The following is a 21,753-nucleotide window of genomic DNA, read 5'->3' as shown; positions in this document are numbered from 1 at the left end:
CTCATCGTCTAACCCGGTCATGGCAGCACCACACCTCCGAGCAACCGCAGCTGGTCGGCGAGTTCATCGGCATCACCGACCACCACGCCGGTGAAGGCGGTGGGGGCGAACAGCCGCGCCGCCTCCGCCACCTGCTCGACCGTTGTCTCCCGCAACCGCTCCGGGTGCGCGACCAGCCAATCCTGCGCCAGCCCGGCGGTGGCCAGCGCGGCGAGCGTGGAGGCCATCCCGGACTGCGAAGCGGTCGAGGTGAGCAGGCCGCCGATGGCGTACTGCCGTGCCGACTCGACCTCCGACTCGGTGGGCGGCACCAGCGCTAGTCGGGCCAGTTCGTACCGGGTCTCCAGCAGCGCGGCCGCGGTGACCTCGCTGGCGGTGTCGGCGTCCACCAGCAGCGTGCCGTTGCCCCTGGTGAACTCGAACGACGAATGCGCGCCGTACGTGTAGCCCTTGTCCTCGCGGATGTTCTCCACCAACCGGGAGGAGAAGTAGCCGCCGAAGACCAGGTTCGCGATCTGCAAGGCCGGGTACTGCGGGTCGGTGCGCGGCAACGCCTGCGCGGAGAACCGCAGCTGCGACTGCACTGCGCCGGGCCGGTGCACCAGTCGGACATCACCGCCGCGCACCGCAGGCAGGGACGGCAGTTCCCGCGCACTGTCCTCGGACTGCCAGTCGCCCAGGATGCGTGCGACGGCGGCCACCGCCTGCTCCGGGTCGATGTCGCCGACCAGCACCAGCACCGAGCCGCGCGGGAGCACCGCTTCGCGGTGCAGGGTGCGGACCTCCTCGGCGGTGACCTCGGCGACATCGTCGGCCTCCGGCACCTCGCGGACGAACGGGTGGTCGCCGTAGCGGTGCCGCTGCAGCTCCTCCCGCGCGATCACCCGAGGCTGCGAGCGCGCGACGGTGATCCGCTCGACCAGCCGAGCACGTTCCACCTCAACCTCGTCGTCGCGGTAAACCGCGCCGGTCAGCGCGTCGGCGAGCACGTCGAGCAGGGTTTCCAGCCCGGTGGCGAGCGCATCGCCGGAGAAGCTGAGCCGCTCCGGGTCGACGACCACGTTCAGATCACCACCGACCGCGGCCAGATCGGTGTCCACCTGCACGCGGTTGCGCCGCTCGGTGCCGGTCAGCAGCGCCTCGGCCAGCACCTCGGCGCGCGCCGGGTGCTTCGGGTCCGCACCGGCGAACGGGATCCGCAGGCGCAGCTCGACCATCGGGACCACGCCGTGCCGGGCCGCGATCACCCGCAGGCCGCTGTCCAGCAAGGTGTCCACAGTGGCCGGTGGGCGACCCTTGCGGGGCTCGCCGAGCGGCGGCAGCGGCCGGGGGCCGAGTTCGGTGCGGCCGATTTCCTCGGCGCTGCGGTGCGTTGCGCGGGTCATGCCGCACCTCCTGTCGCGTTGTCGTCGCCTGCGGGTTCGACCTCCAGCACCGCGCGCGCGTCGGCCCGCAGGGCCTTCGCCGCCGATGCGACCGCTTCCGCGTCGACCTCGCCGATCCGCTCCGGCAGCTCGGAGATCAGCTCGGCGCGGCCGTGCAGCAGTTCGGCGCTCCCCAGGTCGAGGGTCCGGGACGTCACGCGGTCGTGCTCCCGGTGCAGGCTGGCCGCCCAGCGGGCCGTGACGCGGGCCAACTCCTCCGCGGTGGGGCCGTCGGTGGCCAGCTTCTCCAACTCTTCGTCCACCGCACCGATCACCCGGTCGAGCCCGACCTCTGGCGTGTGAATCGCAGTGATCGTGAAGGTGTCCGGGTCGCGGGCGTCCAACACGGCACCCATCAGGCCGCAGCCGGTGTGCACGTCGACCACCAGCGCGTCCTGGTAGACCAGGCGCTGCTGCAGGCGGGAGGCATCGCCGTCGGACAAGATCGCCGCGAGCACCACGTTCGACAGGTAGGCGTCGAGTTCGCCGACCGGGTCGGGCAGCCGGTACCCCAGCGCGACCGCGGGCAGCGGCGCGTGCGAATCGGTGTGCTTGCCGCGCAGCTCACCGGCCGGGAACGGCTCGGCGAACGACGGGCGCTGCGGGACGTCACGAGCCGGGACGTCGCCGAAGTGCTTGTCGACCAAATCGATGGTGCGCTCGACGTCGATGTCGCCGGTGACGGTGAGCACCGCGTTGCCGGGGGCGTAGTAGGTGTCGAAGAAGGCCGCGCAGTCGTCGACCGTCGCCTGTTCCAGGTCGGTGAAGTCGCCGTAGCCGTTGTGGGCGTTCGCGAAGGTCGAATACAGCACCGGCGGCAGCAGGATCCACGGGAACCCGCCATAGGGGCGGTTGAGGACGTTGAGCCGGATCTCCTCCTTGACCACGTCCACCTGGTTGCGCAGGTTCTCGTCGGTGATCTTCGGCGCCCGCATCCGGTCCGCTTCGAGGAACAGCGCCCGCTCCAGCGCCGCCGACGGCAGGACCTGGTAGTAATCGGTGTAGTCCTGGTGCGTCGAACCGTTGAAGGTGCCACCGGAACCCTGCACGTGCCGGAAGTGCGCGAGTTTCTCCAGGCTCTCGCTGCCTTGGAACATCAAATGCTCGAACAGGTGCGCAAAGCCGGTGCGCCCCTCCGGTTCCGAGCGGAAGCCCACGTCGTAGTGCACGCTGACACCGACCACAGGGGCCTGCCCTGATGACGCTGGGCCCGCTGCCGAGTCCGGTGCCAACACCACGCGCAGCCCATTGGGCAGAGTAACGCGATGCAACTGGGGTTCGACCATGCCTTGCAGCCTACGTGCGCACTGTCAAGCTGTGTGTGCCCCCTTCGCCACTCTTCGGCGTGTCGGGGTGCCTTCGCGGATTGCGGGACCCCCGCAAAACTTGACCTCGAACCCACTGCGCAGATCAACGGCGGGCGCGTTGGACTGCGCAGGGTTGCGGTGCGAGTTGCGCAGGTGGCGAAAATCGTGGCTGCCGCTTCCCCCGCGATCTCACCGCACCTGGGCGATGAGGGAATCGATCTCCGCGCCGATCGTGCGAGCATCCGCCGGGAGCAGGGCGAACACCTGCTCACCGGTGCTGCCGCGCTCGATGCGGTTCAGGTACCGGCCGTCGGGCTCCGGGTTGTCGAACCAGGACACGACCGGGGAGCGCTTCCGGCGGCCGTACCGGTCGCGGACGTTGGCCCCGATCTGGCCGATGCGCAGGTGCGGGGCTTTCCCGATCGCCTCGTAGAGCACCACCTGCTGGTCCCCGCTGCTACCGCGGGCCGGGGTGGCGGACTGCATCATGCTCTGCTGGTCGAAGTCATCGGGCTGCTGCCGCACCAGCGAACTCTGCGGGACGCGCACCGGGCCCCGGTTGCCCGGTCGGGTGGGCGGCAAGGTGGCCAACAGGACCTGCGGCAACGGTGTGTTCTCGTGCACCTCGACGGTCAGCATCCCGCCGCGCTGGGGGTTCTCGCTGGGCGTCTGCACCCCGAGGACGACCCGGTTCCCCTCGGTGTACACGGCGAGCGCCCGCCAGCAGTGGTCCGTGCCGACCTGCGGGAACCACATCGAGTCGACCCACAGGTACGGCGTGGCCAGCGACTTGAGCGCGGCGACCAGCGGCGGCGCGACCTCGTCGTTGACGACCACCCCGTTGGCGGCCATCCGATCCAGTTCGGTTCGCGCTATCCGGCTGAACTGGTCCGCGGTGTACCCGGCTGACCGGCTGCTCAGCGGCAAGGTCAGGCCATCGATCCGCAGGTACTTGAGCACGACGTCCAAGTGCACAGGCAGCAGCTGCCACCGCCCCAACACGCTCACCGCACTTCTCCCCTTGTGAAATCGCGCCCTACGCGAAAAGACCGGTGGTGGGGCCGACGGCCGCCACCACCGGTCATCATCGGGTCACTCCCCCAGCACCGGCGGGGCGGTCCTGGGCATGTCGTTCATCCAGACGTCGTCTTGTTCCTCAAGCCAGGACGGCCGATCGTGCTCCTCGTCCTCGCCGCCCTGTCCGCGCTGACCAGCGGCACCGCCCATGCCGCCCATGCCGCCGCGACCAGCACCAGCACCCCGAGCCCCGGCGCCGCCAGCAGCGCCCGCTCCGGCGCCGCCAGCACCGAGACCACCGGTACCGGCCCGACCGCCAGCGCCCATCCCACCGGCTCCAGCGCCCCCGGCACCCAAACCACCAGCACCGAGACCACCGGCCATGCCGCCGACCATCCCGGCGCCGACGCCTCCGGCTCCCCCGCCAGCACCGGCACCGCCACCGGGAAGCCCACCGCCGGGAAGTCCGGTGCCCGGCCCGCCGGGCTGACCGGCCCACTGGCTGCCGGTCCCGGCCGGCGAGGTGTAGTCGCCACCGATTCCGCCACCGACTCCCCCACCGACTCCGCCACCGATTCCGCCGCCGGAACCAGTCCCGGAACCGACGCCGGAGCCGCTGCCGAAACCACCGACGCCACTGCCTGGCCCGCCGCCGTAGCCAGCGCCGGGGCCACCACCGGTGGGACCGACTTCGCCGGGGCCACCGCCCCAGTCCGTGCGGTCCGTCGGAGGCACCGGCGGCGGCTCCTTGGTGGAACCGTCCGGAGCTTGGTACTGCGGCATCTTCGCGTCGACCTGGGTGAGCGTGGGGCTGTAAACGCGCCCCATCGTCTCCTGCGCGGCCTTCTCGGCCTGCTCCTGCTCCTCCATCTGGCTGAGGGCATTGATGCCGCCGCCCGCGAGCCCGAACGGAACCGAGCTAGCGGCGGCCTCGCCCCAGCTGAACCCCTGCGGCTGCTCGACCATCTTCTTGGCCTGACCAGCAGCATCGCCTGCGGCGTTGAGGTTGTTGCCGGTCATCTCGAAAGCATCCGCACTGGCCTTCATCCAGTCGGAAGCAGGCTTGCCGACCTCACGAGCATTGCTAGCGGCTTCGCCTTGCCAACCGCCGTCGACGATTTTGGCGATATCCGTGGCGTAGTTCTCGCCGCGCGTGCGCAGACCTTTCGCAAGTTCGATCCATGCTTGGGCGGCCTCGCCGACCTTCCCCTGGTCGATCGAATCCTGGTTGGTCTTGAAGATCTCCGAATGGCTGAAGCCGGACCAGTTGACGCACTGGCTGATCGCGGGTGAGTCGTAGCTGTTGACGCTCAGCCCGGAGTTCTGCTGCGCCAGCTGGTTCTGCTGCTGTTGCGCAACCTGGCTGGCCTTCTCGGCCTGCGCCTTGCGATCCTCTTCCGCAGCACTTTCCCAACCGAAGATCTGGGATCCCGCGTTGTCGAGCGTGTCAAGAAGTCCCATCATTCCCCCTCGGTCATTCGGGCAATCGAGAAGCCGTTTGACTGGCGATCTTCTCCGCCTCGGGGCAAGCGTCGACCGAATCGCGCAGCACGCCGTCGACTCCGTAGATCGCAACGCCGCCGCCTGCGTCGACGAGCACTGTGCAGCCGCCCTGGCCAGCGGCACCCGACTCAACTGCGACCGCAGCAGATCGCCCACCGATCGTCTTCTTCGTGTAGCTGTCCCAGCTACCGGACGTCTCGTAGGACGCGACGGTCTCGTCGGCATTCTTGAGCAGCGAGAGGATCATCTTCTCGCCTTCCCACTTGCAGCCGGGTTCGAAGCTCACCACCGTGCCGTCTTCGGACTGCGTCGCAACCCCGAACGAGCTCAGTTCATCGGCATTGAAGAACGTGCAAGGATCGAAGCTCGCCAGCCCAGAACCCGACGCAGCTGTGGTAGGCGCGGCGGACGTCTCGTCGTTACCGTCGTTGCTCGAACCGCCGCCCGAGCAGGCGGAGAGTCCAAGCAGGGCCACACCGGCAGCAGTTGCGATCAAGGATCGGGAGAACGTACTCACTGAATACCTCGCCTCAAGTCGTCCGCGTTTTGCTCGTCGGTGGCACGGTAGTCCTTGGCAGCTGCCCGAAAGGCGTCCGCCTGTTTCTGCAACTCGTCCTGCATCAAACGGATCAGTGCCAATGCGCCCGCTTCACCGTCGTTCGCTTTGTCCTCGAAGCGCTTCGCCAACTGCTCGCCGTCCGGGTACTTCCCCAGCCCTTGGACGCGCTGCATGGCCCTCGTCTTGCGGAACAGCTCGGCCAGCTCGCGGATCTCCTCTTCGCAGCGCTTGGCGGCGTCGTCGGCGACTTTGGGGTCCAGCGCCAGCTTTCCCGCACCGACCTGCTGGTTCATCCACTGCGTCTGGCCGCTGATCGCCTTCAGCCCTTCCTTGGCTGCGGCGAAGCCTGCACTCTCTGCGCTCGTCATCCCAGACCCCTCTGGACTCTGCGATCTCCCCCATTAATCGAGGACACTTTAGCCTGACGCAGGTAGCCGCGTAACGGTTCCTGGCAAACCGGGCACCCGATGGACATCACCCGTTCGGCCGCAGATCAGGCTGCGATCACGGTCCGCCAAGTGGCGGTTGCTGTCAGTTGTCCCGCGAGCTAGCCGAAAGCGCGGCCGCGTGGGTTCAGGACTTGACCGCTTCGTTGAGCTTTGACACCAGGGTCGGGAATCTTGCGCCGAAGGTTCGCAGGTTCTTCGTCGAATCTGGGCTGCCGTACCAGTACAGGCCCGGCGTTCCGTCCGATGCCGGGTCCAGTTCCGCGAATTCCGCCAACCAGCGGTCGGTTTCATCGAGGACCACCACGTAGGGCAGCGACCTGGAGAACACCGTTTCGCGATCCGCCGGGGGCAGCGCGTCCGCCGAGACCTCGTGCAGGTAGCTCCGCAAGCCTCGTACCTGCAGGACGAGCGCGCTGCCTCGGCTCGTCCGGGCAGGCATCAGGCGGGCGCTGAACGTCATCGCGATGCCGCCGAGCACTACACCAATTCCCAGCAATGCCAGGGAACTCGTCAGCGCTAGAACCGCGGTCAGCAAAGCGCCGCCGACCGTCAAACCGATGCCGATCCACCAGAACCGGTTCCGGTCGGCGTCCGGGCGCCGACCGAACCACTCCTTGTCCACGACCTCCGCGTACAAGGCTTCCCTGACTCGGCTGAGGTCGACGCCGCGGAGTTGGGACAGCCGCACCTCCGGGGACTCGCCGATGAGCAGTTCGTAGACCGCGCGCTCGAACGGCCGCAGCGACTCGTCCGCCGGGTTGAGCCGCACGAATCGCCAGTCCTGGCCGGGCAGTTCCTCGATCCACAGGTAGTTCCGGACCGCCAAGTCGATGATCGTCGCGGTCACGTCCACCGGATCGACCCGCTCGTCGATGACCGCGCCGATCTGTCCGGGCAGCACGCCGTCCGGCGAGGCGAACGTGACCGCACCGCGCGAATCGGTCATCAGCACCTCGACCCGGCCGACGTCCTCGGCGAACGCGCGCGCGTCCCGACCACGGGCGTACCAGGCCAGGCCGAGGCCGCCGATCAGCAGCAGGCCGATGCCCACCAGCCCCGCCGCGGTCGCGGGCGTCAGCGAAAACGCCCGCGCCAGGCTGAAGTACTCCTCGGTTACCGCGTTGGCTGGCACGGTGCCCGCCGGGATGTTGAAGGTGATGTCCATCCGGTCGCCGGGCTCAAGCCCGTAGGTCAGCGCGTGGACCGCCTGGGTGTGGGTGATCTCGAACCGCGCGCAACGATCCGCACTTCCCACCGGACCGGCCAAGCACATGATGTTCTGCGGAACCCTCGGGGACAGCAGCGACGCCACCTCGACCCGGTCCACCGGAACGCTCCAGCCACCCGACACCTGCCACTGCACTTCCTGCACGTCTCCGGTATCCGCGACCGCGCCGCGGACGGCGTATTTCAGCGTTGACACACCGGGTTGCAGGGTCAGGTGCACCTTGTCGGCGTCGACCTGGGCCGTGCCGCCGTCCAGCGTTAGGCCGGAGACGGTGAAGACCCGATCCACGCCAGCACCGGCGGACTGCCGCAACGGCATGTTGCGTTCGACCGGTTGACCAGGCGGCACGGTGATCTGCTCGGTCACCGACACCAGGCCGTCGCGCTCCAACTTGAGGTGCAGCGTGCTGGAAACCGTGCCAGGCAACGAATTGACTGGCTGCGCCTGCGCCGCCGCACCGGGCCAGCCGACCAGCAGTCCGGCCACTGCCACCGCAAGTCCCCATTTGGTCAACACGGCCCGAACACTAGCGGTCCACGGATAAGCTTTGGACCGCAACGGGCGCGATCAACAGGAGAAAGTTCGCAGGATATGACGGACCGGCGGTGGCGCGCTGAACCCGGCCGAACAGTCCACATTAGACACGCCGCGAGGAAGAACGCATGACGCAGCCGCCCTGGCCACCGCCGCCGCGCGGTCCGCAACCACCGCGACAGCCCTGGCCACCGCAGCAACCACCACAACCTCGCGGCCCGCAACCACCGCCCGGACCTCGGCAACAGCCGCCAGGACCACGGCCACCGGTCGGCCCGCAGCAGCCACCACCTCGCGCTCCCCAGCCATGGGGCCCGCAACCACCGGCAGCTCGGCCGGTAGCTCCGCCGCCGGTGGCTCGACCGCTGCCGCAGCAGACGACCATGCGGCTCAGCACGATCCCGCCGGTGCAGGCACCGCCGCAGCAGCTACCGCCCCAGTTACCGCCGATGGGCCCGCCGCAGCGCAAGGGCAGCGGCGGTGTCGTGGTCGCGCTCGTCCTCGTCGCCGTCGCGCTGTTCGGTGTGGGGACGATCGGCGCGCTCGCCGCCTCGGTCTCCAGCAGCAGCGCGTCCGACTACGACACCAGCACAGCCGAAACGACGTCGTCGGCTGAATCCAGCGACACAGCAACGTCCAGCACCGAAACGTCCAGCACCGAGGAGGAAACCACTTCCGCGGACAGCACGGACGGCGAACCCGAGCCGGTGGCCTCGCTCGGCGACAACCCGATCAACATCTCCGGCAACGGCGCGATGAACACCCAGTGCGACCTGCCCTCCTTCGACACGGATGTGGCTTCGCAGGACAACTTCTACCAAGCCGCGCTGCCCTGCCTGATGCAAGCGTGGACCCCGGCGCTGCAGGCGGCGGGCTTGCCGGTCGAGACGCCGAGCGTCATCACCACCGGGGACAGCATCGACAGCCCTTGCGGCACCCGGATGTGGAACCAGACGGCCATGTACTGCCCTGGGAACCACACGATCTACATGACCGCCCGGTACTACTCCGAGGTGGAGAACCGCACCGACGCCGGTGCCTACCTCGGCCAGTTCGCGCACGAGTTCGGCCACGCGTTGCAGGGCATGACCGGGATCAGCATCGCCTACGGCGACGCGTCGTACGACGCGGGCGGCAGCACCACGTCGGCAGGTCTGGAGCTGACCCGGCGATCGGAGCTGCAGGCGACCTGCTTCGAGGGCATGTCGTTGGCCGCGCTGCAGAACGGCGGTGTCAGCAACGATTACATCTTCCCGGCACTGGAGGACTCCTCCGGCCGTGGCGACGAGAACAGCAACGTGCCCGATCACGGCAGCAAGGCGACCAACAGGGCCTGGATCGAGCAGGGCTTCACCAAGAACCGGGTCACCGAGTGCAACACCTGGCTGGCCGCGCCTTCCGACGTCGACTAACCGCGAACCCGCGATCGCGCTCCGGTGGAGTGCCGATTTCGCGCGAAGTCGCCAGCGTTCACGAGCGGCGGAGCATCAGGCCGTAGCCACCGCCCGCGACCCCGGCGAGGGTCAGCAGCACCCAGTGCGCGCGCTGCGCCAGGTCGTCGAGTTCGGAGTCGGTCGCTCGGGCCGGGCGGACCACGAAGTCCTGGGTCGGATCGGCCGGTACCTGCACCGCCAACTGCTGGCCGCGGACGTGCCCGCAGCCGTCGAACGGCGCTTGCCGGAGCACGCCGTCGATTCGGACCTCGACGAGATCTCCCGCCGGCTGGGCACCGCACGGTCGCGACTCGACCACGGTGGCCGTCGCCGGGCGCATTTCGGTCCGATCCTGGCCCGCGGCCGTCACCAACGGCCACAGCGTCACGGCGACCACCGCGACGCCGAGCATGCCCAGGACAAGCAGGATCGACGCCAGCGACGCCGAACCTCGTTGCCTACCCACGACGTCGATATTCCCAGAAACCGCGGCGGGCGGTCGCGGGGTCATCGAATGACCGCCACCGAGCCGGATCAGGCTTCCGCAGGCGTCACTTTCTTGACGTAGAGCAACCGGTCCCCTGCCTCGATCGCGTCGGCTTCCGGTGCGTCCACCCGGTACAGCTGACCGTCGCGCACCACGCCGAGCACGATGTCCGAGAGGTGCCGCGGCGAGCCGCCGATCTCCTGCGACTCGACCTCGCGCTCGGCGATGGCCAAGCCGACGTCCGGGGTCAGCAGGTCCTCGAACATCGCAACCACCGACGGCGTCGAGGTGGCCATGCCCAGCAGTCGACCCGCCGTCTCGCTGGAGACGACCACCGAGTCCGCGCCGGACTGGCGCAGCAAGTGCACGTTCTCGGCTTCTCGCACCGCCGCGACGATCTGGGCCTTCGGCGCGAGCTCCCGCGCGGTCAGGGTGACCAGCACCGCGGTGTCGTCCCGCGCGGGCGCCACCACGATCGCGCGCGCCCGCGGCGCACCCGCCACCCGCAGCACGTCCGAGCGCGTGCCGGAGCCGTTGACGGTGACCAGACCTAGTGCGGATGCGGCTTCCAGCGCGCGTTGGTCGGTGTCGACGACCACGATGCGACCGGGCTCGGCGCCCTCGCCGACGAGTGCGGTGACCGCCGAACGGCCCTTGGTTCCGAATCCGATGACGACCACGTGGTCGCGCACCTTGGACCTCCAGCGTTGGATCTTGAACGCCTGTCGGGAGCGCTCGGTGAGCACTTCCAGTGTGGTACCGACCAGCACGATCAGGAACAGCACTCGAAGCGGCGTGATAATCAGCACATTCACCAGTCGCGCCTGCGCGGTGACCGGGGTGATGTCGCCGTAGCCGGTGGTGGACAGCGACACCGTCGCGTAGTAGAGCGCGTCCAGCACGTCCAGTTCGCCACCAGCGGCGTCCCGGTAGCCAGCCCGACCGACGTACACGATGAGCACCGTGGCGCCCAGTGCCAGGATCGCACCGATGATCCGGCGGACGATCGATCGGACCGGGCTGCCCGTGGTGCCCGGCATCCGGATCACGCCGACGAGCGCGTGGTCGGGCCGGTTGGTCAGTTCCTCCTCGTCGGAGCGCCCACTTATGAAGGGGTGCGCCAGCTTCTTGGGACCGCGCCGCATCATGATCTGTGCTCCCCGGCTTGGTGACCGCTCACGGCGCAGAACAGTAACGCCTCCGCCCGGACCCGGCGCGCACCGGCACCGTGCCAGACGCTGGTTCGCGCCGGGTCCGGTGAGCCGGTGCGACCAGCGGCAAGTCGACCTCCGGAACCAGCTCGCCGCGTCACGGACGAGACACGCATTCGTACCCGATTCCTGCCGACCGGAAGACCTTGTCTGGACATTCGAGTGCGTCGTTTTACCATGCATCGGTGCAGCAGCTTCAGCACGCGGCCCGTGCCCTGGGGTGGGACGGCCAGTTGATCCCCGACGTCGAGGTGCTCGGTGCGCGGTTCGCCGCCGTGGCGCGCATCCGGCATGACGTCCACCAGTGGCGCAGCCGCCACGGCTGGGCGCCCGAGCTCAATCCGACCTGGTTCCGCTCCTGGTCCGAGCCGAGCACGCATGATCACCTGCCGGTTGCCGCCGTCGATCTGCTCGGGGTCCTGGTGCCGGTGTCGCACGCCCGGAACGCGCTGCAGGCGTGCGGGACGCTGCTGACGTTGGCCCCCTGCGCGGTCGTGCTGCCCGCGGACCACCCGTACCAACCGTGGTCGATGCTCGAACTCGACTACTACGGCGTCGGGGTGGTCAACGCCGATTTCGAGGGACCGGCCGACTTGGTGATCGCCCCGGAGGACCGGACCGCCGAGTTCGGGTCGTCGATGTTCGGCCGCTGGCTGCTGGAAGTCCTCTACTCGAAACTCCTGGAACACCCGCAACTGACCGAAAACGCCTGACCAGACCCAGCACGCTCGGTGGCACCCCGAAATGACGCGCCCGTCTGCCTTTGGTCTTGTTTTTGAAGCGGCGCCAGCCGCTTAGCCCACGTACGCAACCGGCACCGCCGCGGGTTCTCAGACTGTGCCCACTGGCGTTCTCTGGGAGGACCTGCCACGACGTGGTGTATTTGGCATACACGATGTCGGGGATCCCGGACCGAGACGGCGTCTGACGTTCCGCCACCCGCACCACCGAGCAAAACGACCACAAAAAATTCCCGTCAGGCCAGCAGGTATTCGTGCCAGTTGAGTCCTTCCAGATTCCAGCGCATGCCGCGGCCTTCCTTGAGCGCCCGCAGCGCCTGCATCGTGTGCGGCCAGCGGCGGATCACGTTCGCCAGGGCGACCGGGGTCATCAGGTCTGCGGTGCGCCGGTGGTCGCCGGGGCCGAGCAGGGCGATACCGCCGGGCGTGGAGATGATGTCGGTCAACGAGACCTGCCCGGACAGCGCGGCCTGCTCGACGCTGAGGATGCTGTGCGGTTGCAGTTCGGTCGGCCAGCTGTTGCGGTCGATGTCCGAGGCCATCGGCTGTTCGCAGTTGCCGCATTCGCACTCGAACTCGCTGGCCCAGCCGTGCTGCTTCCACGACCACACCGCCGCACCGCCGGTGTCCAGCTCGGACAGCGCGGCGACGTGCGGCCAGGCGCCGACCACGGCGCTGAGCATCGTCTTCTTCGCCGGTCGCGGGGTTTCGCCGGGGCCGTCGAAGGACCAGGTGCCTGCCGCGTCGCGGTGCACCCGCACCAGCGGGGCCCGCATCGCCAGGACGTCGGTGTCCACCTGCACTTCGGATTCCGGCGGTGTGTTGAGCTTCCAGTCCGTGTTCATCGCGGGCATATTCGTCCGCCGCGCGCCGCGATCTCAAGCTCCGCCACCCGAACGTGTACTGATCCCCGCCGAAGGTGATCTTGCCCGGTGCTACCGGATCACTGCGCCGTCGGGACCGACGTGATGAGGGTTCGAAGCCCCTCGGCGTCGAGGAGGTCGGCAGGGCGCAGGGTGTAGTCGTGGCGCACGTAGTGGAAAGCCGCTCGGACCTGCTCCAGCGGCGTGCCGGAGAGCTCCGCCCAGGCCAGCCGGTATGCCGCGAGCTGCACCGACAGCGCGGGCACCTGGTCGCCGTCGGGTACCGCGCCGGTCTTCCAGTCCACCACGGTCCAGCCGCCGTCGGCGTCGGCGAACACCGCGTCCATCCGACCGCGCAGCACCACGCCTTCGACCTGGGTCTCGAACGGCACCTCGACGCGGTGCGGAGTGCGGTCGGCCCAGGAACCGGCGAGGAACGCCTCCTGCAGCTGCGCCAGTTCCTCGTGCACCGGCGCCGATTCGTCCGCGGCCCCGGGCAGTTCGTCGATGTCCAGCAGCGCGGTCGAGGTGAACCGGTGCTCCAGCCAGGCGTGGAACGCCGTGCCGCGGCGGGTCATCGGGTTCGGCGGGAACGGCAGTGGGCGGCGCAGCCGCCGGGCGAGGCCGTCGGTGTCACCGGCCAGTTCGACGAGTTGGCTCACCGACAGGTGCTCCGGCAACCGCACCTGCTCACGCCGCTGCGCGGCGGCGGCGCGCTCGGCCAGCAGCACGTCGACGTCCCGAGCCCAGCCGTCCTCGTCGTCCTCCGACTCCAACTCATCCACGGTGGACAAAGCTGCCCGGACGAGCTCCGCGCCTTCGGCCACCGCCGCCCGGCGCGCGCCCAGCGGGTCGACCGGCCACTCCTCGCACCGCACCGCTTCGGCGAGCGGGTTCGCCGCGTCCTCGTCCGGTTCCGGCGTCCACAGGTCGACCACCCCGGCTCCGGACTCGCCCAGCACTCGGCCCAACTGCCGGAGGAAGTGCGACGGTCCTTTGGGCCGGTCGCCGTTCTCGCCCCACCAGTGCCCAGAGAGCAGCAACGTCCGCTCCGAGCGCGTCACCGCGACGTAGAGCAGCCGCCGTTCCTCGGCGAGCCGTCGCTCCTCGAACTCCTCGTCGTGGATCCCCAGCGCTTCGACGAGTTCCTTGCGGTCCAGGCCCGCGAGCCGGTCCAGGTCCAGCTGGGGCAGGTCTTGGGCGTCACCGCGCAGTTCGGCGGGCAGTTCGGTGACCGAGCGCAGCCACGACGAGGACTTCCGCTTGCCGGGGAAGACGTCGTTCACCAGGTGCGGCACGGCAACCACCTGCCACTCCAGCCCCTTGGCGGCGTGCACGGTGAGCACCTGGACGCGGTCTTCGGCCACCTCGACCTCACCGGGTTCCAGGCCGTCCTCGGCCCGTTCGGCGGCTTCGAGGTAGTCCAGCAGCGCGGGCAGCGTCGCCGACGGGCTCGCGGTGGCGAAATCGGTTACCACGTCGGCGAATGCGTCGAGATGGATCCGCCCCGGCCCGACCTGTCGGGCCATGCTCTCGATGTCCAGCAGCAACGTCCGCTCGACGTCCGCGACGAGTTCGGGCAGCGGCTGGTCCAGCCGTCGCCGCAAGGCGGCGAGTTCACCGCCCAGTCGCCGGACGCGTCGATAACCGGCGGCGGAATAGCGCTGGGCGTCGCCCGGGTCGTCGAGGGCGTCCGCCAGCCCGGCCTGCTCGGCGTTCTCCCCAGGCAGCGCCGCAGTGACCACGGCGGAGGGATTGTCGGACTCCGGCGCGCCGTATGCCTGCGCGCCGAGTTCCCGCGCGCGATCCCACAGGGCGGCGATGTCGGCCGCGCCGAGCCGCCAACGCGAGCCGGTGAGCAGCCGCATCGCGGCCGTTCCGGCGAGCGGATCGACCAGCAGTCGCAGCGCGCTGACCAGATCGCGCACCTCGGCCTCGTCGAGCAGGCCACCGAGACCGACGACTTCGACCGGCAGCCCGCGATCCCGCAGCGCCGCCGCGAGATCGGCCATGTCGGCACGACGGCGCACCAGCACCGCCGCCGTCGGTGGTCGGCCGGTTTCGTCCAAGGCGGCCTGCCACTGCGCGGTCACCTGGTCGGCGACCCAATCGCGTTCCTGCCGCACGTGCTCGGTCAACGCCAGCCGAATGTCGCCGGGCTCGGCGCCGTCCCTGGCGCGCAGTTCATCGACTTCCAGGCCGGTTCTGCGCAGCGGTTCGGATACCGCGTTGGCGACCTGCAGGACTTCCGCGGGATTGCGGAAGCTGGTCAGCAGCCCGTACTGGCGCGCCGGTGCCTCGCGTTCGTCTTCGATGCGCGGGAAGTCGGTGGTGAAGCGCGGCAGGTTCGCCGCGCTCGCGCCGCGCCAGCCGTAGATGGCCTGCGCCGGGTCGCCGACCGCGGTCACCGGCAGCGGACGGCCCCGCCCGAACAGCGACCGCAGCAGAACCCGTTGCGCATGCCCGGTGTCCTGGTACTCGTCCAGCAGCACCGCGCCGTATCGGACGCGTTCGCCGTCGACGACCTCGGGGTGCTCGGCGGCGAGCAACGCCGCCAGCGACATCTGGTCGGCGAAGTCCATCGCGCCCGCGCGCCGCTTCTGCTGCCCGTACTCCTCGACCAACGGCATCAGTGCGACGCGCAACCGTTGCGCGGCAATGACTTTCACCAGGTCCTGCGGCAGGTTGGTCCGCTGTCCCTTGGCCCGTGGCGCGTTCTCGACCAATTCGCAGAGCTTTTCAGCGTGTGCGCGCAACTCGTCCGGACCCACCAGGTGCTCGGCGAGTTCCCCGGCCAAGGACAGCAGGTAACCGGTCACCGTGGACGGAACCTTGTCGGTGTCGATGTCCTCGGTCCAGGTCGCGACCACGCGGTGCGCGAGCTGCCAGGACGCCGTCTCGGTCAGCAACCGGGCGCCCGGTTCCACCGGCACCCGCAGACCGTGCTCGCCGACCAGCCGCCCCGCATAGGCGTGATAGGTCAGCACCGTCGGTTCTTCGGTGAGCACCGCGGACCGCAGTTGCCCGCTGGGGTCGGCCTCCTCCAGCAGCCCGGAGCCGGCGAGCCTGCGCAGCCGAGCGCGCACCCGGTCGGCGAGCTGCCGCGCGGCCTTGCGGGTGAACGTCAGGCCGAGGATGCGCTCCGGGGTCACCAGCTGGTTGGCGACCAGCCACACCACGCGAGCAGCCATCGTCTCCGTCTTGCCCGCGCCCGCACCCGCGACGACCAGCGCGGGCTCGGCTGGCGCGGCGATCACCGCGGTCTGCTCCGGGGTGGGCGGGTGCAGTCCGAGCGCCTGAGCGATGCGGTGCGGACTGATCACTGGGCGACCTGCCTTCCGGCCGGGTGGACCGGGCAGCAGGTGCGCGCCGGGCAGCGCGGGCAGTCGCTGTTCTCAGTGGCCACGTAGGCCGGTCCGAGGCTGGCCGCGGCAGCGGTGTGCACCACGTCGAGCCACACCCGGATCCGGTCGGCATCCAACGCCTGCTGGTTCCGCTCGGTCGCCGCGCCCTTGCGGTCGGACTTCGCGACGTAGAGCAGCCGCGCGCCGCCGGGCTCGTCATCGCCGCCGAACGCTCCCAGGGCCGCCGCCAGCTGGTACACCGCGAGCTGCGGGTGCTCCTCGGCGTCCCCCTTGCTCACCGGGGTCTTGCCGGTCTTCACGTCGACCACCACCGGCCGCCCCGCGGCGTCAGCCTCCAGCCGGTCGACTCGGCCGCGCAGCCGCAGCGACGGCCCGTCCGCTCGTCCCGGGACCGTTATGTCCAGGTCTTTCTCCACCCCGATCTGGGTGAGCTCGGCTCGCGACTGCACCAGCCAGGTCAGGAACGCGTCGAGCATCTGCTCCACGCGCTTGCGCTCCTTCCGGGAGAACCACGGCGCACCGGCGTCCACCGACTCCCACGCGTCGTCGAGCGCCTTGTGCAGTTGGGTGGCGTCGGCACCGTCGGCGGCGGCCTGCACGAGCGCGTGCACGAGAGTTCCAGTGATGGAGGCCAATTCTGCGGTGTCCTGACCGCCGTGCCGCTCGACCAGCCAGCGCAGCGGACATTTCGCCAGGATGTCCACAGTGGATGGTGATACTCGGACCGGCTCGTCGTCGGTCACCAGGGGCACCGAGGTTGAGCTGTCCGGCAGGCCGTACCAGGTGTCCGGGTTCGCGCCCGGCACCTCGGCCGCGGCCAACCGCGCGAGCTGCGCCGCGGCGCGCCTCCGCCGCTCCGGCACCGCCTCCGCGTCGCACACCACCCGGCGCAACTCGCCGACCAGATCCGCGAGCGCCAAACCGCGTTCCGGCCGGGCGATCGGGCGCTCCACCGCGTCCGGATCGCTGACCACGCCCTCCAACTCGTCCAGGAACCGGGACGGCTGCTCGTCCTCGCCTCGAACCGCGCTGACCAGCAGATTGCGCCGCGCTCGACTCGCCGCGACCAGCAGCAGCCGACGCTCCTCGGCAAGCAGCGGCGCGGTCGCGGACACCCGCTCGGCGTCCACCCCGGAGAGCACGTCCACCAGTCGCTCGATGCCCAGCAACGACCCGCGCAGCCGCAGGTCGGGCCAGACGCCCTCCTGCACGCCGGGGATCGCCACGACCTCCCACTCCTGGCCGCTGGCGGCATGCGCGGTCAGCACTGATACCGCGTTGTCCCTGGGCGCGGTCGGCGCCAGCGAACTGCCCGCGATCTGCTGGCCGGTCAGGTAGTCCGCGAAACCGGCGACATCCGCACCCGGCAACCGGTCGACGTGCTGGGCAGCCGCGTCGAACAGCGACACCACGGCATCCAGATCGCGATCCGCTTGCGCCCCGGCCACGCCGTGCCGCTCGGACTGCGCCACCCAGCGCTTTCCCAGGCCACTGGCCTTCCAGACCCGCCACAGCGTCTCTTCGACGGTGTGCCCGGCGGCCACCGAGTCCGTTGCGGTGCGCAACAGCCCGGCGATGCGCCGGGCGGGCGCGGCGGCGGAATCCTCCAACGCGGCGAGCCGGTCGCCGTCCTGCAGCACCTCGACCAGCAGATCACCGCTGGCCCGGCTGCCGCCTGCGGCGAGTTCCAGGCGGCGGAGCCCGCGGCGCAGCCGCCGCAGCGCGAGCGGGTCGGCGCCGCCGAGCGGCGAGGCGAGCAGCTCAGCGGCGGCGTCCGCGTCGAGCGCCAGCGGGCGCGCGGCGCAGCGCAGCAGGGTCAACAGTGGACGGACGGCATTGCGTTGCGCCAGCGGCAAATCGTCGACCGGCAAAGCGATCGGCACCCCGGCGGCGAGCAACGCCCGGCGCAACACCGGAAGTGACAGCCCCGTCGAGCGCACCACGACGGCCATGTCCGACCAGGCGATCTCGTCGAGCAGGTGCGCTCGGCGGAGCTGATCGGCAACCCACGCGGCCTCCTGCGCTTCGGTGGCCAGCAGTCGCACCTGGACCGACCCGCCGTGTCCGGTTTCGGACTCGACCAGCTCGCGCTGCGGGCCAGCACCCGGCAGCCGCGCGGCCAGCCGCTGCACCGCTTCCCGGACCGCTTTGGACATCCGGTGGTCTATCGTCAGCACCTCGGTGCTCGTGCCGTCCGGGTCGGCGTCCAGCAGGCAACGCGGATCGGCGCCGCGGAACGAGTACACCGCTTGATCCGGGTCACCGGCCAGCACGAACTCGGTGGCGGTGTCGCCGAGGCGCCGGATCAGCCAGTACTGCTGCGGGTCCAAGTGCTGCGCGTCGTCCACCAGCACGTAGCGCACCCGGTCCTGTTCGGTCGCCAACAGTCCCGGATCGGTGTCGAAGGCCAGCAGCGCCGATCCGACCAGCTCCGCGGCGTCCAGCGCCGGAGCCTGCGCACCGCCAGCGCCGCGCAGCAGCGTGACCTGCTCGTACTGCTTGGCGAACCGGCCCGCGGCGATCCATTCCGGACGGTCGTGCTGGCGGCCGAGGGTGATCAGCCGCTCCGGCCCGACACCGCGCTCGGCGGCGCGCAGCAGCAGATCGCGCAGTTCCTCGGCGAAGCCGGGGACGGTCAACGCCGGTCGCAACGCTTCCGGCCAGTCCTGAGCACCGTTTTCGACGTCGCCGGTCAAGAGTTCGCGCACCAATGCGTCCTGGTCCGGACCGTTGAGCAGTTGCGGTGGCGGTAACTCGTCGCGCACTGCCTGCAACCGCAGCACCGCGAATGCGTACGAGTGGACAGTCCGAACCAGCGGCTCGGGGGCGGTGCGCAACCCGGTCGAAGAACCGGTCAGCAGGCGGGTGATCTCGGTGCGCATCCAGGCCGCCGCGCGCCGACTCGCGGTCAGCACCAGGACGTTTTCCGGCGACACCCCGCGGTTTTGGATGCGATCGGCGGCCAGCTGCGCGATCAGCGCGCTCTTGCCGGTACCGGGTCCACCGAGGACCCGCAGGAAGCCGCCGGGATGCGCCAGCGCCCGGTGTCCGGCCGCGTCCCAGGTCGTCCGCCGCCGAGCCGATTCGGTTCGGCGGACGAGGACGGGCGCGGTCGGGGATGGCACGCACCGATGGAACCACGCACTGGCGACAAGGTCGTGAACGGCTCGCTGATAGCACCCGCTCAACTGGGAATTAACTGAACCTTTTGGTGGTACAAACCAATTTTGATCTCTGACAGGGTCCTGATCGTCACCGGCCCTTTCCGGCCTGTGACCTGCGAAAGCGCGCCCCCCGAGCGCGCGATGGACCCCGAAGGAGGAACCGTGAGCAAGGTCCGCAAGAGCCTGCTTACCTGCGCCGCGGCGGCCGCCGCGTTGACCCTCGGCGCGGTGCCCGCGATGAGTGCCCAGGCCCCCGCCGCGGCCCCGGAAGCGGCTGCCGCCCCGGTCGCCGCCTCGCCCTACCTCTACAACGGCTGGGGCAGCCCACCCGCGGTCGGCGAGGTGATGAGCGCGACCGGGATCAAGGACTTCACCTTGGCGTTCATCCTCTCCGACGGCACCTGCAACCCCGCCTGGGACGGCACCCGCCCGTTGGACGGCCAGGACAAGGCGACCATCGACGAGGTCCGCGCCAACGGCGGCGACGTCGTCCCGTCCATCGGCGGCTACTCCGGCAGCAAGCTCGGTGAGGTCTGCCAGGACGCGCAGTCGCTGGCCGGTGCCTACCAGAAGGTGATCGACGCCTACGGACTCAAGGCCATCGACATCGACATCGAGGCGTCGGAGTTCGACAACCCCACCTCGCAGGACCGGGTGCTGGAAGCGCTGAAGATCACCAAGGAGGCCAACCCCGGCCTGCTGACCGTGGTCACGTTCCCGACCCTGGTCAGTGGCCCGAATGACGTTGGCCAGCGAATGATCAGCCGGGCCAACGAGATCGGCGCCAACGTCGACGTGTGGACGCAGATGCCGTTCAACTTCGGCGGTTCGGACATGGCAGCCGACACCATCACCGCCACCGAAGCGCTGAAGGAACTGCTCAAGAGCACCTTCGGCTACAGCGACGCGGACGCGTACGCGCACGCCGGGATCTCGTCGATGAACGGCAACACCGACACCGGTGAGGTCGTCGACCAGGCCGCGTTCCAGCAGATGGCCGACTACGCCAAGCAGAACGGTCTCGGCCGCTTCACCTTCTGGTCGGTCAACAGAGACCGCCCGTGCGACGGCGGGGCGCCGGACTCCTGCGGCGGCATCGACCAGCAGCCGTGGGACTTCACCAAGATCGTGGCTGGCTTCCAAGGCTGACGGTTTTCCCTGGTCAGCTACTGCGGGTGCGTTGGGGTGCGAGGGCGTCCCAGCGCACCCGCAGTCCGTTGCCAGGCGGCGCGGTGCGGTACTTTCGGTTTCGTGGACGAGGAGACCGTGGAGCAGGTGCGAGCCGTGGTGGCGTCGATCCCGCCCGGATCGGTGCTGTCCTACGGCGACGTCGCCGAGCTCGCGGGCCTGCGCTCGGCCCGGCTGGTGGGCCGCATCCTCGCCGAGGACGGCGGCGACCTGCCGTGGCACCGCGTCCTGCGCTCCAACGGCACGGTCGCCGACCACCTGCGCCAGCGCCAATTGGAACTCCTGCGAGCCGAAGGCGTGCTCGCCGACGGAGCCCGCGTCGACCTCCGCCGCTACCGCTGGGGCGCCTGATCCACACCGGCCGGTCGCGGGCCGAACGGTGAATTTTCCCAGTATTGCCGCAATCCGGAACCCGGATTCGCCGAGTCCTATTCGGACACCGAACTACCGCAACGCGTGCTTCGGGAGTTCGTCCGCGACGAGGCGCACCAGAGACGCCGTGCGGGCTCGGTCCGGCATCACGTACGGCAGACCTGCCGCGTCGATCGGCGCGGCCGTCACCGGGCCCACGCAGGCGATGAAAACCTTGTCGCGCAACGCTTCCCGGAACCGCTCGCCACGCCCGGTCCGGTCCGCGCGAGCCAGCAGGTTGGTCGCGGCCGGTGCGCTGGTGAACGGCAGCGCATCCACCTCGCCGCGCAGCACCGCGTCGATCAACCGGTCCAGTGCGGCCAGGTCCACCGGGTCGGTCCAGCGGTAGACGGTCACCGGCACCACCTCGGCACCGGCCGCCCGCAACGCCTCGCGGAAACCCAGCATCGGATCGCCGTGCACCTGCACGACGACCCGCTTGCCCTCGACCCCGCGCTCCAGCAGGTACGCCAGGACCTCCGCGGACTCCTCGGCCGGAGACGTCCAGGACTCCGTCAACCCGGCACCGCGAACCGCGCCGCGCGCCTTGGCGCCCCGCGCCACCACTTCGGCGGAACGCAGTTGCGCCAGCAGCCGATCACCGAGGCCGCCCAACTGCGCGGCCTCGATCCAGCCCCGGAACCCGACACCGGTGATCGCGACGACGTAATCCACCGGGGCGGCCAGCACCGCCTCGGTCGCGGCAGCCAGCTCGCCGTCCTCGGGCAGGGGCACCGTGTGCATCGCAGCGCCGAACAGCACGCGGGCACCCCGGCGCGCGAACAACTCCCCGATCTCCGCGGCCTTGCGCTCCGCCGTCACGCCGACGGTGAAGCCGCTCAACACTGCCTCCACCGCCCAATCGTCACA

General features: G+C 69.9%; 17 protein-coding genes. 4 read left to right on the top strand and 13 right to left on the bottom strand.

Annotated features, from left to right (window positions below; translation table 11 throughout):
• Window positions 1–17: 17 nt before the first annotated feature.
• From MOQ72_RS10115 to MOQ72_RS10085, 7 genes are all read right to left on the bottom strand, one after another.
• Window positions 18–1,385, bottom strand: a complete 1,368-nt coding sequence (locus tag MOQ72_RS10115; RefSeq protein WP_242182310.1) for a M16 family metallopeptidase — start codon at window positions 1,383–1,385, stop codon at window positions 18–20.
• The gene (locus MOQ72_RS10110; protein WP_242182308.1) at window positions 1,382–2,710 is read right to left on the bottom strand and encodes a M16 family metallopeptidase; all 1,329 of its coding nucleotides are present in this window, start codon (window positions 2,708–2,710) and stop codon (window positions 1,382–1,384) included. Before MOQ72_RS10110 ends, MOQ72_RS10115 begins: the two co-directional genes overlap by 4 nt.
• Window positions 2,711–2,920: 210 nt before the next feature.
• Window positions 2,921–3,739, bottom strand: coding sequence for an ESX secretion-associated protein EspG (locus tag MOQ72_RS10105; RefSeq protein ID WP_242182307.1), 819 nt, complete (start codon window positions 3,737–3,739; stop codon window positions 2,921–2,923).
• 84 nt (window positions 3,740–3,823) lie between these two features.
• Window positions 3,824–5,209, bottom strand: coding sequence for a PPE domain-containing protein (locus MOQ72_RS10100; RefSeq protein ID WP_242182305.1), 1,386 nt, complete (start codon window positions 5,207–5,209; stop codon window positions 3,824–3,826).
• A gap of 13 nt (window positions 5,210–5,222) precedes the next feature.
• The gene (locus MOQ72_RS10095; protein WP_242182303.1) at window positions 5,223–5,768 is read right to left on the bottom strand and encodes a DUF3558 family protein; all 546 of its coding nucleotides are present in this window, start codon (window positions 5,766–5,768) and stop codon (window positions 5,223–5,225) included.
• A complete protein-coding gene (locus MOQ72_RS10090; protein ID WP_242182301.1) occupies window positions 5,765–6,178 on the bottom strand; it encodes a hypothetical protein in 414 nt (137 codons plus the stop codon). Before MOQ72_RS10090 ends, MOQ72_RS10095 begins: the two co-directional genes overlap by 4 nt.
• A gap of 205 nt (window positions 6,179–6,383) precedes the next feature.
• Window positions 6,384–8,003, bottom strand: a complete 1,620-nt coding sequence (locus tag MOQ72_RS10085) for a DUF2207 domain-containing protein (protein ID WP_242182299.1) — start codon at window positions 8,001–8,003, stop codon at window positions 6,384–6,386.
• A gap of 371 nt (window positions 8,004–8,374) precedes the next feature.
• On the opposite strand from MOQ72_RS10085, the gene MOQ72_RS10080 reads away from it, so the two are divergent.
• On the top strand, window positions 8,375–9,433 hold the full coding sequence (locus tag MOQ72_RS10080; RefSeq protein ID WP_242182296.1) for a neutral zinc metallopeptidase: 1,059 nt from the start codon (window positions 8,375–8,377) through the stop codon (window positions 9,431–9,433).
• 58 nt (window positions 9,434–9,491) lie between these two features.
• On the opposite strand, the gene MOQ72_RS10075 is transcribed toward MOQ72_RS10080, so the two are convergent.
• Together MOQ72_RS10075 and MOQ72_RS10070 are read right to left on the bottom strand one after the other, a co-directional pair.
• Window positions 9,492–9,920 carry a hypothetical protein gene (locus MOQ72_RS10075; protein ID WP_242182294.1) on the bottom strand — a complete coding sequence of 143 codons (429 nt, stop codon included), beginning with the start codon at window positions 9,918–9,920 and terminating at the stop codon, window positions 9,492–9,494.
• Window positions 9,921–9,988: 68 nt separating this feature from the next.
• Window positions 9,989–10,981, bottom strand: coding sequence for a potassium channel family protein (locus tag MOQ72_RS10070; RefSeq protein ID WP_242182419.1), 993 nt, complete (start codon window positions 10,979–10,981; stop codon window positions 9,989–9,991).
• Between the two features lie 356 nt (window positions 10,982–11,337).
• On the opposite strand from MOQ72_RS10070, the gene MOQ72_RS10065 reads away from it, so the two are divergent.
• Window positions 11,338–11,865 carry a hypothetical protein gene (locus tag MOQ72_RS10065; protein WP_242182292.1) on the top strand — a complete coding sequence of 176 codons (528 nt, stop codon included), beginning with the start codon at window positions 11,338–11,340 and terminating at the stop codon, window positions 11,863–11,865.
• A 263-nt stretch (window positions 11,866–12,128) separates the two neighbouring features.
• Here the strand turns inward: MOQ72_RS10065 and MOQ72_RS10060 are convergent, their stop codons facing one another.
• The 3 genes from MOQ72_RS10060 to MOQ72_RS10050 all read right to left on the bottom strand — a co-directional run bounded on the left by MOQ72_RS10060 (window position 12,129) and on the right by MOQ72_RS10050 (window position 19,245).
• Window positions 12,129–12,737, bottom strand: coding sequence for a hypothetical protein (locus MOQ72_RS10060; RefSeq protein ID WP_242182290.1), 609 nt, complete (start codon window positions 12,735–12,737; stop codon window positions 12,129–12,131).
• A gap of 98 nt (window positions 12,738–12,835) precedes the next feature.
• Window positions 12,836–16,078, bottom strand: coding sequence for an ATP-dependent helicase (locus MOQ72_RS10055; protein ID WP_242182288.1), 3,243 nt, complete (start codon window positions 16,076–16,078; stop codon window positions 12,836–12,838).
• Window positions 16,075–19,245 (bottom strand): ATP-dependent helicase, encoded by a 3,171-nt coding sequence (locus MOQ72_RS10050; RefSeq protein WP_372495343.1) that lies wholly within the window; start codon window positions 19,243–19,245, stop codon window positions 16,075–16,077. Before MOQ72_RS10050 ends, MOQ72_RS10055 begins: the two co-directional genes overlap by 4 nt.
• 201 nt (window positions 19,246–19,446) lie before the next feature.
• On the opposite strand from MOQ72_RS10050, the gene MOQ72_RS10045 reads away from it, so the two are divergent.
• Both MOQ72_RS10045 and MOQ72_RS10040 read left to right on the top strand, forming a co-directional pair.
• Window positions 19,447–20,433: a chitinase gene (locus MOQ72_RS10045; protein WP_242182286.1), complete on the top strand. Its 987-nt coding sequence runs from the start codon at window positions 19,447–19,449 to the stop codon at window positions 20,431–20,433.
• Between the two features lie 102 nt (window positions 20,434–20,535).
• Window positions 20,536–20,823 carry an MGMT family protein gene (locus MOQ72_RS10040; protein WP_242182284.1) on the top strand — a complete coding sequence of 96 codons (288 nt, stop codon included), beginning with the start codon at window positions 20,536–20,538 and terminating at the stop codon, window positions 20,821–20,823.
• A gap of 93 nt (window positions 20,824–20,916) precedes the next feature.
• Here the strand turns inward: MOQ72_RS10040 and MOQ72_RS10035 are convergent, their stop codons facing one another.
• Complete coding sequence (locus MOQ72_RS10035) at window positions 20,917–21,738, bottom strand: uroporphyrinogen-III synthase (RefSeq protein WP_242182282.1); 822 nt, start codon at window positions 21,736–21,738, stop codon at window positions 20,917–20,919.
• Between the last annotated feature and the right edge of the window lie 15 nt (window positions 21,739–21,753).

This window comes from Saccharopolyspora soli (assembly GCF_022678645.1).
In the GTDB taxonomy this organism is placed as follows: Bacteria; Actinomycetota; Actinomycetes; order Mycobacteriales; family Pseudonocardiaceae; genus Saccharopolyspora; species Saccharopolyspora soli.
Note: the sequence above shows the minus strand (reverse complement) of the source record. Positions and strands in the feature narration are given on the sequence as shown.